This window comes from Allostreptomyces psammosilenae (assembly GCF_013407765.1).
GTDB classification, from domain to species: domain Bacteria; phylum Actinomycetota; class Actinomycetes; order Streptomycetales; family Streptomycetaceae; genus Allostreptomyces; species Allostreptomyces psammosilenae.
In genome coordinates, this window is the sequence record NZ_JACBZD010000001.1 from 990,319 (window position 1) to 1,003,628 (window position 13,310).

The 13,310-nt window shown below is 72.6% G+C and carries 11 protein-coding genes; 5 read left to right on the top strand and 6 right to left on the bottom strand.

The window, feature by feature from the left end; translation table 11 throughout:
- Positions 1 to 4: 4 nt before the first annotated feature.
- Both FHU37_RS03915 and FHU37_RS03920 read right to left on the bottom strand, forming a co-directional pair.
- Entirely contained in the window at positions 5 to 1,228 is a 1,224-nt protein-coding gene (locus tag FHU37_RS03915; RefSeq protein ID WP_179812827.1) for an FAD-dependent monooxygenase, read from the bottom strand.
- Positions 1,225 to 2,619 (bottom strand): MFS transporter, encoded by a 1,395-nt coding sequence (locus FHU37_RS03920; protein ID WP_179812828.1) that lies wholly within the window; start codon positions 2,617 to 2,619, stop codon positions 1,225 to 1,227. The genes FHU37_RS03915 and FHU37_RS03920 overlap by 4 nt, the downstream gene beginning before the upstream one ends.
- A gap of 440 nt (positions 2,620 to 3,059) precedes the next feature.
- Here FHU37_RS03920 and FHU37_RS03925 point away from each other — a divergent pair, with 440 nt between their 5' ends.
- Both FHU37_RS03925 and gap read left to right on the top strand, forming a co-directional pair.
- Entirely contained in the window at positions 3,060 to 4,016 is a 957-nt protein-coding gene (locus FHU37_RS03925) for a GlxA family transcriptional regulator (protein ID WP_179812829.1), read from the top strand.
- Positions 4,017 to 4,123: 107 nt separating this feature from the next.
- Positions 4,124 to 5,122, top strand: a complete 999-nt coding sequence (gene gap, locus FHU37_RS03930) for a type I glyceraldehyde-3-phosphate dehydrogenase (RefSeq protein WP_179812830.1) — start codon at positions 4,124 to 4,126, stop codon at positions 5,120 to 5,122.
- A 59-nt stretch (positions 5,123 to 5,181) separates the two neighbouring features.
- Here gap and FHU37_RS03935 read toward each other — a convergent pair whose 3' ends face one another.
- From FHU37_RS03935 to FHU37_RS03950, 4 genes are read right to left on the bottom strand one after another with little or no spacing between them, the layout of a single operon-like run.
- The gene (locus tag FHU37_RS03935) at positions 5,182 to 6,417 is read right to left on the bottom strand and encodes a hypothetical protein (protein ID WP_218903929.1); all 1,236 of its coding nucleotides are present in this window, start codon (positions 6,415 to 6,417) and stop codon (positions 5,182 to 5,184) included.
- Positions 6,417 to 7,283 carry a YwqG family protein gene (locus tag FHU37_RS03940; protein WP_179812832.1) on the bottom strand — a complete coding sequence of 289 codons (867 nt, stop codon included), beginning with the start codon at positions 7,281 to 7,283 and terminating at the stop codon, positions 6,417 to 6,419. Before FHU37_RS03940 ends, FHU37_RS03935 begins: the two co-directional genes overlap by 1 nt.
- Positions 7,284 to 7,341: 58 nt before the next feature.
- Positions 7,342 to 8,004 carry a response regulator gene (locus tag FHU37_RS03945; RefSeq protein WP_179812833.1) on the bottom strand — a complete coding sequence of 221 codons (663 nt, stop codon included), beginning with the start codon at positions 8,002 to 8,004 and terminating at the stop codon, positions 7,342 to 7,344.
- Positions 8,001 to 9,290, bottom strand: coding sequence for a sensor histidine kinase (locus FHU37_RS03950; protein ID WP_179812834.1), 1,290 nt, complete (start codon positions 9,288 to 9,290; stop codon positions 8,001 to 8,003). Before FHU37_RS03950 ends, FHU37_RS03945 begins: the two co-directional genes overlap by 4 nt.
- A gap of 355 nt (positions 9,291 to 9,645) precedes the next feature.
- Here FHU37_RS03950 and FHU37_RS03955 point away from each other — a divergent pair, with 355 nt between their 5' ends.
- The 3 genes from FHU37_RS03955 (at position 9,646) to dgoD (ending at position 13,279) form a co-directional block, all read left to right on the top strand.
- Positions 9,646 to 11,136 (top strand): alpha/beta hydrolase family protein, encoded by a 1,491-nt coding sequence (locus FHU37_RS03955; protein ID WP_179812835.1) that lies wholly within the window; start codon positions 9,646 to 9,648, stop codon positions 11,134 to 11,136.
- Between the two features lie 176 nt (positions 11,137 to 11,312).
- On the top strand, positions 11,313 to 12,086 hold the full coding sequence (locus tag FHU37_RS03960; protein WP_179812836.1) for an SDR family NAD(P)-dependent oxidoreductase: 774 nt from the start codon (positions 11,313 to 11,315) through the stop codon (positions 12,084 to 12,086).
- 47 nt (positions 12,087 to 12,133) lie between these two features.
- Positions 12,134 to 13,279 (top strand): galactonate dehydratase, encoded by a 1,146-nt coding sequence (gene dgoD, locus FHU37_RS03965; RefSeq protein WP_179812837.1) that lies wholly within the window; start codon positions 12,134 to 12,136, stop codon positions 13,277 to 13,279.
- Positions 13,280 to 13,310: the final 31 nt, after the last annotated feature.

Sequence of the window (13,310 nt, forward strand, 5' to 3'; positions counted from 1 at the left end):
CAGGTCACGGCGTCGGGGCGAGTTCGGGCAGCGTGAGGGCCGAGTGGGCCGGTCGTGCCGTCGCGGAGGGCATCGTGACGAGGCCGCGCAGCATGGTGTTGCGCTGCTCCAGGGCCCGCGCCGTGGTGGGGAAGAGCGTGGCCGCACCGTTGCCGACCAGTGCCTGGTTCATGGTCACGAACGCGCGTACGCCCCGTTCGTACGCGGCGAAGGCCGCGGTGTGGTCCCGGTGCCCGGCCAGGGCGTCGGCGAGCACGTAGGCACCGACCAGCGCAAGGCTCGTGCCCTGTCCGGTGAGGAACGAGGGCGCGTACGCGGCGTCGCCGACGAGCCCGACGCGACCGTTGGACCAGCGCGGCATGCGGATCTGACCGGCCGTGTCGAAGAACACGTCGTCCGCGTCGCGCATGGCGTCGATCATGCCGGGGACCTCCCAGCCCGCGCCCGCGAAGGTCGTGGCGACCAGTTCCCGCTGGGCGTCGGGGTTCCGGAGGGCGTCGACCGGCGGTTCCGGTCGGTGGAAGGCCAAGAAGGCGTGTAGCTCGTCGCTGTCCCCGACGGCGTAGAGGGCCGCGGCCTTCCCCGGGGTGTTCCACACCACGACCTCGCGGGAGAGCCCGAAGGTGTTCGGCATGGTGAATACGGCGAAGCAGTACCCGAGGTGGTGGTGGAACCGTTCTTCCGGGCCGAACACCGACTCCCGGGTACGCGAGTGCACACCGTCGGCGCCGACCACCAGGTCGAACGTGCGCCGTCGCCCACTGCGGAAAGCGACGTCGACCCCCTGTCCGGACTGGTCGAGGGTGTCGATGGAGTCGTCGAACAGGAACTCCACGTCGTCGCGGACCCTCGCGTGGAGGATCGCGGCCAGATCCCCCCGACGCACCTCGAGGTCCTGTCCCTCGACACCGCCCGTGACGGCGCCCGGGGTGAGCGAGGCCACCTCACCGCCATCGGCGTCGAGGAAGGTGCAGCGACGCGAGTCGACGTGCGCGTCCCGCAGTTGCGGCAGTATCCCCATCCGCCGGACCACCTCCATCGCGGTACCGCGGACGTCGATCGGGTAACCACCGTCGCGCGGTGCGCCTGCCTTCTCCACCACCGTGACCGCGCACCCGGACCGGTGCAGCCAGTACGCCAGCGCGGGTCCGGCGATGCTGGCCCCGGAGATCAGAACCGCGCGCCTCGCGGTGGTACCCACGTCCATCGACGGACCGGTAGGCGTCATGCCTTGACTCCTTCTCTCGTGACACGGACGACGAGCAGTGACAACGCGGCGACGAGGCCGGCGACGACGAACCCCGTGACGAAGGCCGATTCGGCCGGCTGGCCCGTGATCGGCTCCGCCCCGGCGTCGAGGATCGCGCCGGCTACCTGGGCGCCGAGGGCGACGCCGATCACGCGAGTGACCACGAGCAGGCTGGTGGCGATGCCGACGTCCTTGGTCTCGATGGCGGTGGCGGTGCCGGCGAGCAACGCCGTGGTACCGACGCCCGCGGCGAACGCGGTCAGCACCCTCGCGAGGACGAGCTGCCATTCCGCGGTGTGCAGCGACGCCAGGGCGATCATCGTGACCGCGGTGACGACGGTGCCCACGACGACCACGGCACGCGGACCGAAACGCCGCGCCGCGATCCCGCCGACCGAATCGCTCACCGCCCCGGCGATGGCGCCGGGCAGCAGGAACAGTCCGATGTCGGTGGTGCTGGCTCCGAAGCCGTACTCGTCGGCGGAGACCGCGAACAGCTGGGGGAGGAGAAGGATCACCATGCCGGAACCGGTGGTGATGACGAAGGTCAGCGCACACGCGTTCCACATCGCCGGCTTGGCCAGCATCCGCAGATCGACCATCGGCGAGGCCGCCCGGCGCTCGACGACGACCCACCCGGTCGCGAGGGCGGCCACGACCACCGCGATGGCGCCGACCGCGAGTGGTGGCACGCCGTCCCTCGTCACCGTCACGAGCCCGAGCATGAACGCGAGCAACGTGCCACTCAGCAGGACCGCGCCGGGCCAGTCGATCCCGTCCTCCGATCGGATCGGCGGATCGTGCGGCACCAGCCGAGCCACGGCCGACGTCGTCACGACGATCGCGATCGTCGGCAGCGCGAACATCCACTGCCAGGACAGTCCTTCCGCGATCGGCCCGGCCAACAGCGTCCCCACCATGCTGCCGCCCGTGAACAGCGCGACGACCAGGCCGATCGCCGCCTGCGACTCTCCTGCCGTGAGGTGTTTGCGCACCAGGATGAAGGAGAGGGGCAGCGCACCCACCATGACGCCCTGCAGCACCTGACCGAGCAGCAGCACCGGCAGGTTCGGCGCCAGGCCGGCCAGCAGACCACCCACCGAGACCACGGCCATCAGCCGGACCAGTACCCGCTTCCCGCCGTAGCGGTCGCCGAGTTTGCCCGCGACAGGGGCGATGACCGCACCAGTGACGAGCAACGCGTTGCCGATCAGAGCCCCTTCGGCAGGACTGACCCCCAGCTCGCGCTGCAGCAGCGGGAGCGCGGGCTCCACCACCGACTGCAACGTGCCGAGGGCCAGCGCCAGGATGCCGAGGGCACCGATCGACGGCCACCCGAGGCGGACCGGGGAGACCACGGCGTCGGACAACGGCGTCCTCTTCACCGGCGCCCGTCCCACAGGTCGAACGCCCTCCGCGAACCGGTGCCGCGCACCGGGAGGTCTTCCTGCTCCCCGGCCGGTGCCAGGGCACCCGGCCGCAGGCCGTCCACCAGCCGGCGCCGCCGGAAGGCCGACCCTCCGATCCGACAAGGGAAATCGGTCACTTGCTGATCACTCCAGACACCACGGGACATGAGGGATGCGCGAGATCCCGCGCGCCCCCACACTCCCCCCGCGGAGCCCCGGCGGGCATCGTCCCCGGCAACCGTCCTGGCCTGGTGCACCCGGACCAGCCGCTCACCCGCCCTGGTGCCCACGCACTACGGGCCGCCTGGCGCCGGCCGCTGATCAAGCCCCTGACCGGCGGTCGTGTCCGCCCGGCCCGAGCGGTGGGCGTGCCGGTGCGGCGCCCCGCGTAGTCTCCTGCCGTGCCTGGAAACCGTCTGCGTCGCGTCGCCGTCCTCGTGCTGGAGGGTGCGAAGCCACTCGATGTCGGAATTCCCGCCCAGGTCTTCACGACCCGCGCGAGCATGCCGTACGAGGTGCGGGTGTGCGGGGCGGCACCCGGTCTCGTGACCGGCGGCGACGGCCTCGCGTACCACGTGGCCGACGGCCTCGACGCGCTCGCGTGGGCCGACATCGTCTTCGTCCCGGGCTACCGGTTCCCCGACCGCGACGACCCGCCGCGGGCCGTCATCGAGGCGCTGATCGCCGCCCACGACCGGGGCGCGCGGCTCGCCGCCATCTCGACGGGCGCCTTCGCGCTCGCCGCCACGGGCCTGCTCGACGGCAGGCGCGCCACGACGCACTGGCACTACACGCGGGCGCTGATGGCCAGGCATCCGCTCGTCCGGGTCGACGAGAACGTGCTGTTCGTCGACGAGGGCAGCGTGCTCACCTCGGCCGGCGCCGCCTCCGGCATCGACCTGTGCCTGCACATCCTGCGCGGCGACCTCGGAGTGGCCGCGTCCAACCACGCGGCCCGGCGCCTGGTGGCGGCCCCCTACCGCAGCGGCGGCCAGGCCCAGTACGTGCCGCGCAGCGTCCCCGAGCCGCTCGGCGAGCGGTTCGCCGCCACCCGCGAGTGGGCGCTGCACCGGCTCGGCGAGCCCCTCACCCTCGACGTACTGGCGCGGCAGGCCGGGGTGTCGCCGCGCACGTTCTCCCGGCGCTTCGTCGAGGAGACCGGCTACACGCCGATGCAGTGGGTGATGCGCGCCCGCGTCGACCTGGCCCGCGAACTCCTCGAACGCTCGGAGCGCAGCGTCGAACAGATCGCCGCCGACGTCGGGCTCGGCACCGGCGCGAACCTGCGCCTGCACTTCCAGCGCATCCTCGGCACCACACCGAGCGAGTACCGGCGCACCTTCACCCGGGGCGACTGACCCGCCCGGCACCGCGTGGCCGGATCCTTTTGAACCATGGCGATCCCGCCACTGTCAGCGGCGCCGGCCGCGGGCGAGCCTGGTGGGGAAAGGAAGGGACACCACTCATGACTCGCATCGCCATCAACGGGTTCGGCCGCATCGGACGCAACGTGCTGCGCGCACTGCTGGAGCGCGACAGCACCCTCGAGATCGTCGCCGTCAACGACCTGACGGAGCCCGCCACTCTCGCCCGGCTGCTCGCCTACGACAGCACGGCCGGCCGGCTCGGGCGCCCGGTGACCGTCGACGGGGACGCCCTCGTCGTCGACGGCCGTCGGATCACGGTGACGGCCGAGCGCGAACCGGCGCGGCTGCCGTGGGCCGAACTCGGCGTCGACATCGTCCTGGAGGCCACCGGCCGCTTCACCTCGGCCAAGGCCGCCAGCGCCCACCTCGACGCGGGCGCGAGGAAGGTGCTCGTCAGCGCGCCGTCGGACGGCGCCGACGTCACGCTCGCGTTCGGGGTCAACACCGACGCCTACGACCCGGCCGTGCACACGATCGTCTCGAACGCCTCCTGCACCACCAACGCGCTCGCGCCGCTGGCCGCGGTCCTCGACGATCTCGCCGGCATCGAGCACGGGTTCATGACGACGGTGCACGCCTACACCCAGGAGCAGAACCTCCAGGACGGCCCGCACCGCGACGCCCGCCGCGCCCGGGCCGCCGGCATCAACATCGTGCCGACCACCACCGGCGCCGCCAAGGCGATCGGCCTGGTGCTGCCGAACCTCGACGGCAAGCTGTCGGGCGACTCGATCCGCGTCCCGGTGCCGGTGGGCTCGATCGTCGAACTCAACACGACCGTCGCCCGCGACGTGACGCGCGACGACGTGCTGGCCGCCTACCGCGCCGCGGCGGAGGGGCCGCTCGCCGGCATCCTCGAGTACTCGGAGGACCCGCTGGTGTCGTCCGACATCACCGGCAACCCCGCCTCGTCGATCTTCGACTCGGCCCTCACCCGCGTCGACGGCCGCCACGTCAAGGTGGTCGCGTGGTACGACAACGAGTGGGGCTTCTCCAACCGCGTGATCGACACGCTCCAGCTCCTCGCCACCGGCTGACCCGCCCCCGGCGCGGCGCCCCGCCCCGGCGACCGCGCCGGCCGGCACCGGTGACGCACTCATGGCAGATCACGCTGTGCTGCGATTCCTGACATCACGTCTTCGAGGACGAGGCCCGGAAGGACGGCCAGTCCCAGAGTCTGGGGAGCCACGTTCGGGCTGGCGGCCTCCTCCGCAACACTGGGCAGCCAGGAGGCCACCCGGCCAAGGATCGTCACCAAGTCTTCTCGGTCATCGCCGAGCAGCGCTGCCACGAGCGACACGACATCGGCGCGGGAGCTGCCTGCCGGAGCCGGGAGCGCGGCCAGTCCTGCGAGTACGCGTTGGTCGCGAATGCCACAGAGCGCCGTGAGGGCGGCGAGAGCGAACCGGACGGCATCGCTCTCGTCGCCCCAGCGGGACAACAGCCTCGGCAGCTCTCTGCCGATGGCCCGCCGTGTCAGGTACTCAGCGGCGGACTCCTTCCAGGCACGCCCCAGTGCGGTGCTGCGATCGGCTTGGGCGACAGCCGCCGCCGGCCCTGAAGCGGCGAGCCGCAACAGGTCTCCGAGCAGCATCAACCGGCTGCCTGGAGCGACGTTGTCGTCACAGACCAGCTCTGTGAGGAACGGGACGGCCTCGACCGTGGCGTCGGCGCAGGTGCCCTGGTGCGCTACGGCATCCGCGAGATCACCAAGGAACTCAGCCGTCGACCCGTAGGGCTCGCCGAACGCGAACTCCTCGTCGAGCAGCCACCCCACGGCGTCCGGTGCAGCCTCCGCACTGCCGTAGAGGCGCCCCGCGACGGCCACTGCGGCTTGGACCATCGCTGCCGGCTCGCCTTCTCCGCCGCAGTTCCACGGTGGGCCGGCTGGAGGACGCGGGGGATCCTCGGGCAGAGGATCGGGGAGGGCGACCTCGGCACCGGGCCGGTCATGGACCAGACCGGCCCTTGTGAAGACTCCTTCGAGAGTCGGAGCATGCCCTTCGCCGCACCCCTGCTGGAAACCGCCGTGGGCGCGGCCCACGGCGGCCACTCGAATCCGTTCACTCCGCAGGAACGGCTCGAGGGCCATGCGTGTGTACCCGTTGTAGACGGCGAGCGAGAAGACCTGCCACCACCCCTCCAGCTCCGGGTCCGTCGACGGCCTGCCGTACCAGAAGCTCGACGGAACGAACCGGAAGTGATCGTGGACGCGCACCGCCGTCAGACGGTGCCGCATCCCCGAAAGCTCAGCCGCGGCGGCGCGGGCAGCGCCCTCGCTCGGCAGGGTCAGCGTGTACTGGACTCCCCAGGCGGGACGTGCCGTGGTCATCAGCCGCACTGCCAGGTGAACATCGCCCGCTCGAAGCGCCGCTCGGCCAGGTCCTCCGGGCGGATCAGCCAGTACAGGGCTCCGCCGTCGCCCCACATCATGCCCGCGGCGTCCTCGCTGTCGAACTGGGCCAACAGCACCCAGTTGCCCACCTCCTCGGACACGCGAGGACCGCCCCAGGAACCCTCGCCATCCAGGATCGCCTCCGCGACCTCGATCTCCACCGGGTTCTGCACCGAGTGAGCGTGGCCGCCGATCTGATGTCCCACCTCGTCGTCGAACTCCCACAGCGCGTCGAGGAACTCTTGTGAGCAGACGGAATGGTTGTACCCGTTCCCCATCGGGGCACCCGGAGCGAAGGCGGCCCGCACTGATGGATGCCAGGGTTCGGTCGCCGTCATCTCCACCCGAGCGGCCAGCGGCACCGTCGGATACGGCTTGAGCCCCGGGGGCGTGTCACGCTCCGCCACCTCGTCGTCAGCCGCCACGTAGAGCACGCGGGCGCCCGCCCAGCTGTCTCGGTCCTCGGCCAGAACGAGAGCTTCGCCGCCGTCCACCTGCCCGTCGAAGTAGAAGAACAGCAGTGTTCCCGCGTCGGGCAGGTCGATGTCCAGCGCGGCCGCCGGCAGACGCGCGCAGTCGACCGCGGCGATGAAGGACAGCGGCCCGTGGCCATCCCAGACCGGCCACTCCGCGCTGGCAGGCAGGGCGGGAAGGCCACCGAGCCGACCGACGCCGCCGTCAGGGTCGGACGCTGCCTCCAGACGTACACCGGGGCGGAGCAGACCGAGCCACTTCTCGGCAACCTCAGGCGACAGATGCTGCAGGGCGAGGGAGCGCAGGGCATCCCGTGAACCACGTGTCATGCGGCCGATCATCCACGGCGCCGCCGACAAGACGGGTGGGCGGCCCCGGGCGACGGCGTCATGCCGGGTGGACGAGGCGGCTTTCGTAGGCGAAGATCACGGCCTGTATCCGGTCGCGGAGTTCCAGCTTCTGCAGGATTCGCCCCAGATGGGACTTCACGGTCGCCTCGGCGAGGCACAGGGCGGCCGCGATCTCGGTGTTGGACAGGCCGCGGCCCACCTGGACGAGCACCTCGCGCTCACGGGTGCTGAGCCGGTCCAGCCGTTCGTCGCGGGCGGCGCTGCCGCCGTCGGGGATGTGCGGGCGGAGGTTCTCCAGCAGGCGGCGGGTGATCCGCGGGGAGACCACGGCGTCGCCGGCGGCGACGCTGCGTATCGCGGTGAGCAACTCCTCGGGCCTGGCGTTCTTCAGCAGGAAGCCCGAGGCTCCGGCGTTGAGTCCGGCGAAGGCGTATTCGTCGAGGTCGAAGGTGGTGAGGATCAGCACCCTGCTCCGCGGGGAGACCCGGACGACCTGCCGGGTCGCCTCGATCCCGTCGGTCCCGGGCATCCGGACGTCCATGAGGACGACATCGGGGCGCAGCTCCCGGGCGAGGCGCACGGCCTGGACGCCGTCCGCGGCTTCGCCGACCGGTGCCATGTCGGGCTGGGCCTCCAGGACCGTGCTGAAGGCCATGCGGAGCAGCGCTTCGTCGTCGGCGATCAGGATGCGGATCGTCATGTGGCCGCCGTTCCGCTGCCGCCGAGGATGAGGCGGGTATGGACTCCCCAGCCGCCGCCCGGAAGCGGCCCGGCCCGCAACTTCCCCCCGTAGGCCGCCGAGCGCTCGCGCATGCCGGGGATGCCGTGGCCGGATGGTGTGGCGCCGGGAGGTGGCGAGAAGGGGCCGTTGTCGGTGACGTCCACTTCGACGGTCTCGGCCGAGCACAGCACCCGGACCTCCGCGTGGGTGCCGGTGGGCGTGTGCTTGAGGGTGTTGGTCAAGGCTTCCTGTACCAGGCGGTAGACGGTCAGTTGTGCGGTGGCGGGAACGTGCGCGTGGCCGCCCCGGACCTCGAGGCGGGTCGGCAGCCCGGCGGCGCACATCTGGTCGGCGAGGGTCTCCAGTTGTGCGATGCCGGGCATCGGATGGCGCTCCACGTCCGGTTCGTCGGCCCGCAGGATGCCCAACGAGCGCCGCATGTCGGTCAGGGCCTGCCGGCCCGTCTCGGAGATCTGGAGCATCGCGGTGGTTGCCCTGTCGGGCGACCGGTGCTGCGCGTAGACGGCGGCGTCGGTGAGCGCGACCATGACGGACAGGTTGTGGGTGACGATGTCGTGCATCTCCCGGGCGATGCGTGTCCTCTCCTCGGCGACGGCCAGCCGTGCCTGCTGGTCCTGATGCTGCTCCAGGCGTGCGGCCCGTTCCTCCACGGCGGCGAGGTAGGCGCGCGTGGTCCGCGCGTTCACACCGAGGACGGCGGCGGCGACGACCATCGCGGTCAGCGCGACGAAGAGGGTCAGGAACGCGCCGTCGGCCGCCCAGCGCAGAGCGGCCAGCAGGGCGCCCGCCTCCACGACGGCAGCGGCGACGAGCGTGCCGCGCCGGCCCGAGTTCGCGGCCACCGTGTGGAGCGCCACCAGCAGGGCGATGTCGGCCGGCAGTTGGACGTCCATCAGCCACTGCACGGAGGCCGCGGCTGCCACGGCGCCGAACACCGTGAGCGGGGCCCGGCGCCGCCACACCAGGGGCAGCGCGAGGGCGGCGGTGAGGGCCACGAGCACCGGCAGCTCCCGCGGGGCGCGCATGGTCGTGATGTGGAGCAGGAGGAGCGCGGGCAGCAGCGAGTCCCACACCAGGGGTGGCAGCCGGAGGCCCCGGCGCCGGACGGCTCTCCCCGGCCGCGCCGCTCGCACGGGGGCCAGGGCGGCGCATCCTGTCGGCCGTACGGCCGTCCCCGTCTGCCGCACGCGGTCCCGGTAGCGCACCGGGTGGGCACTGACCGGCTCTGCGGCCGCCTCGGTCATCACACGTCCCTGTCGATTCGGCATCGTGGTGGCCCCCGGCGAGGGCCACCACCGCGTACAGCCGGAGCCGGGTCGGGTACGAGGAGGGCACCCGCGCTCCCCGGCGTGAACCGCGGCCCTGTCACGGTAGGCCGCCGGCTCGCGAAGCACATGGGCCCACCGTCTGATGGCACCGCGCCGAGGTGCGACCGCAGGAGGAGTCCCGCTTCCTGCCGCGGTCGCAAAGCGGCCGTTCACCCGGCGTGCCGGCTTGCGACTCCGGTCGCACGGCGAGGTGCCCGGATGCCGCTGCGGTGGCACCGGCGGCATGCCTCCAACTGCGATCCCGGTTGCACGTGAGGGCGACCCGGGATCGATGTGGCACCGCGTGCCCCGCCCCGAGGATGGCCGGGTGACCGAGACGATCGCGGGGCTGTACGTGTCCCCTCTGGAGTTCCTCGCCTTGCTGGGTGCCGTCGCGCTGGTGGTGGCGCGCTGGCTTCCCCCCGCTGCCCGCCCACGCGTCACGATCGGGGCGGCGGCGGTTCTCGTGCCGTCCGCGATCGTGCTGAGTGCGGTGGGAATCCGCTGGCAGGTGCTGCCGGTACTGGCGGGCGCCGCCATCGCGTTGCCGTTCGCCCTCTCCCCCCTGCTGCGCCGCCGTACCGGCCGGACGGTGCGGCGGGCCCGATGGTGGCTGGCGTTGCCGGGGTCGGTGGCCTGCGTCGGCCTGATCGCCACGGGTCCGGTGGCCGCCTGGGCCTTCCCCGTACCCGTGTTCCCGGAACCCTCGGGCCGCTTCGCGGTCGGCACCCACGTGGCGCAGTGGACCGATCCGCACCGCCCCGAGACCGCCACCGCCGACCCGCACGACCGGCGCACGGTCGTGGTCCAGCTCTGGTATCCGGCGCAGCGGAGCCCCGCGAGCGCGCAGCGGGCCCAGTACCTGGGACGCACGGAGCGCGAGGCGCGCACCGTCTCCGAGGCCTTCGCCCGCTATGTCGGCCTGCCCGGCTTCCTGGTCGACGGCGTCCCGCGTGCCCACACCCATTCCGTCTTCGACGCTCCGGTGGCCGGCGGGAGCGGACGGTTCCCCCTCGTGCTGTTCTCGCCCGGGCTGGGCGGAGTGCGCACCCAGAACACCGCCTGGGCCGAGGAACTGGCCAGCCACGGCTATGTGGTCGCCGCCCTCGACCACCCGTACGACTCCGCCGCCGTCGTCCTCGCCGACGGCCGGACGATCAACACCGAGGTCGCCTCCACCGGGGACCCGGACCAGGACGAGGAGCTGGGCGTCGGCTGGGCGACGGTTCGCGCCGCCGACCTCAGCTTCGTCCTGACCCAGCTGGGCCGTCTGGACCGGGGCGAGATCGCGGGCCCGCTGACCGGGCGTCTGGACACCGGCCGGGCCGCGGTGACCGGCCACTCCATCGGTGGCGGTTCCGCCCTGCAGGCGGCTCGCCAGGACCGCCGGTTCGACGCCGTCATCGATCTGGACGGCTATCCCTACGACCCCACCCCGCGCTCCCTGCACCAGCCGGCGCTCGCGCTCACCCAGGCGATCACCCCGGAGACCGACCCCGACTACATACCCCGCCTCACCGAGGTCCTCGAGCTCAACACCGTGACCAGCTACCGGCTCACCATCCCCGGCGCCGCACACCTCACGTTCATGGACGGCCCCCTGTACCTGCCGCCCGTGCCCTCGATCGTCGGCTCCCTGGGCCGCACCGAGAGCCCGCACGTCGTCGCCGCGACCACGCTCGCCTTCCTGGAGGCCACCCTGCGGGACGCCCCCGGGGACCCGGCCGCCGTCCTGTCGGCCTACGGCGACCTCAGCGTCCACCACCCGGGCAGCAGCCGCTGACCGACTGCGACGCGGACGGCACCACGCGGTAGCCGGCGGCCCCGGCCCGGCCCGCGCCGTCACGGCGGTCCGCCGCACCACCGGCCGACGCCTTCGCCCCGCACCTCTTGGCGCGCGTCGATAATTAACATTTAATGGCGCCGTCCTTCCTGTTCGCGGCCACAGGAGTCACCTCCATGCCCCCTGCGCGGGTAACCCTCTCGGAACGCCTCGGCGACCGGTGCGTGCTCGTCACCGGAGCCGCGTCCGGCATCGGGGCCGCCACGGCCCACCGCCTCGCCGCCGAGGGCGCCCGCGTGGTCCTCGCCGACATCGACACCGACGCCGGAGAGGCCGTGGCCGCCATCCGCGAGAACGGCGGGGAGGCGCTGTTCCAGCACTGCGACGTCGCCGACGAGTCCTGCTGGGAGCGGACGGCACGCGCCGCCCGCCAGGCGTTCGGTCCGATTCGGGCCCTGGTGAGCAACGCCTACGCGGTCCGGGTCGCGGCGGCCCACGAGACCAGCGTCGAGCAGTGGAACCGGCAGCTCGCCGTGACCCTGAGCGGATCGTTCCTCGGCGTGCGGGCCTGCCTGGACGACCTGCGGGCCCGCGGCGGCAGCGTCGTTCTGGTCTCCTCGGTGCACGCCCTGGTCGGCCTGCCCGGGCGGCCGGCCTACGCGGCCGCGAAGGCCGGTCTGACCGGCCTCGCCCGGCAGCTGGCCGTCGAGTACGGCGGGCAGGTCCGGGTGAACAGCGTGCTGCCCGGCCCGGTCCTGACCCAGGCCTGGGACGCCATCGGCGAGGAGGACCGGCGGGCCAGCGCCGCCGAGACCGCCGCGGGCCGACTGGGCCGACCCGAGGAGGTCGCCGCCGCCATCGCCTTCCTCGTCAGCGACGACGCGTCCTTCGTCACCGGGGCATCCCTCGTCGTCGACGGCGGATGGAGCGTACTGAAGAACTCCTCGTGAGCCGTCCGCGCCCTCTTCTCCCCTTCCCCGCCTTGGAGTCACCCGCCTTGAGGATCACCCGGATCGAGACCTTCGCCGTGCCGCCCCGTTGGCTGTTCTGCCGCGTCGAGACCGACGACGGCGTGGTGGGCTGGGGCGAGCCCGTGGTGGAGGGCCGGGCTGCCACCGTCCGCACGGCCGTGCACGAACTCGCCGAGTACCTCGTCGGCCAGGACCCGATGCGCATCGAGGACCACTGGCAGGTCATGACGAAGGGGACCTTCTACCGGGGCGGCCCCGTTCTGTCGAGCGCCGTCGCCGGAATCGACCAGGCCCTGTGGGACATCGCGGGCAAGGCCCTCGACGTGCCGGTCCATGTGCTGCTGGGCGGCCCCGTGCGCGACCGCGTACGCGCCTACAGCTGGGTGGGCGGCGACGAACCCGGCGAGATCGCCGAAGCCGTCCAGGCGCAGGTCGACGCCGGCTTCACAGCGGTCAAGATGAACGCCAGTGGACGGTTCGGCAAGGTGGCCACCGCCGCCGAGGTCCACGCCGTCGTCGAGCGAGCCGCCACCGCGCGCGACGTGCTGGGGCCCGACCGGGACTTCGCGATCGACTTCCACGGCCGGTTCACCACCGCGAACGCGCGCCGCGTGCTGCCCGAACTCGCCGCGCTGCACCCGCTGTTCGTCGAGGAACCCGTCCTGCCGGAGTACGCCCACCGCCTGCACGAGATCGTGGCGGCCTCTCCGGTGCCCATCGCCACCGGAGAGCGCCTCTTCTCGCGCACCGACGCGCTGCCCGCGCTGCAGGCCGGCATCGCCGTGCTGCAGCCGGACCTCTCCCACGCGGGCGGCATCTCCGAGGTACGGCGCATGGCGTCGCTGGCCGAGACCTTCGACGTGCTGCTCGCCCCGCACTGCCCGCTGGGCCCGATCTCCCTCGCCTCCAGCCTGCAGGTCGCCTTCAGCACACCGAACTTCCTCATCCAGGAACAGAGCATCGGCATCCACTACAACACCGGCGCCGAGGTCCTGGACTACCTGGTCGACCCTGCGGTCTTCCGGTTCGACCAGGGACACATCAACCGGCCGCTGGGCCCGGGCCTCGGCATCGAGGTCGACGAGCAGGCAGTACGCCGCGCGAACGACAGTGCCCCGGACTGGCACGGCCCCCTGTGGCGCCACTCCGACGGCTCGTTCGCTGAATGGTGACCCCCGCCCCCGCAGAGCACGACGGAGGAGA

Coding starts and splice junctions, on each gene's coding strand:
- FHU37_RS03915 (WP_179812827.1), bottom strand. CDS start 1,228: ATGACGCCTACCGGTCCGTCGATGGACGTGGGTACCACCGCGAGGCGC.
- gap (WP_179812830.1), top strand. CDS start 4,124: ATGACTCGCATCGCCATCAACGGGTTCGGCCGCATCGGACGCAACGTG.
- FHU37_RS03935 (WP_218903929.1), bottom strand. CDS start 6,417: ATGACCACGGCACGTCCCGCCTGGGGAGTCCAGTACACGCTGACCCTG.
- FHU37_RS03940 (WP_179812832.1), bottom strand. CDS start 7,283: ATGACACGTGGTTCACGGGATGCCCTGCGCTCCCTCGCCCTGCAGCAT.
- FHU37_RS03945 (WP_179812833.1), bottom strand. CDS start 8,004: ATGACGATCCGCATCCTGATCGCCGACGACGAAGCGCTGCTCCGCATG.
- FHU37_RS03950 (WP_179812834.1), bottom strand. CDS start 9,290: ATGACCGAGGCGGCCGCAGAGCCGGTCAGTGCCCACCCGGTGCGCTAC.
- FHU37_RS03955 (WP_179812835.1), top strand. CDS start 9,646: ATGTGGCACCGCGTGCCCCGCCCCGAGGATGGCCGGGTGACCGAGACG.
- FHU37_RS03960 (WP_179812836.1), top strand. CDS start 11,313: ATGCCCCCTGCGCGGGTAACCCTCTCGGAACGCCTCGGCGACCGGTGC.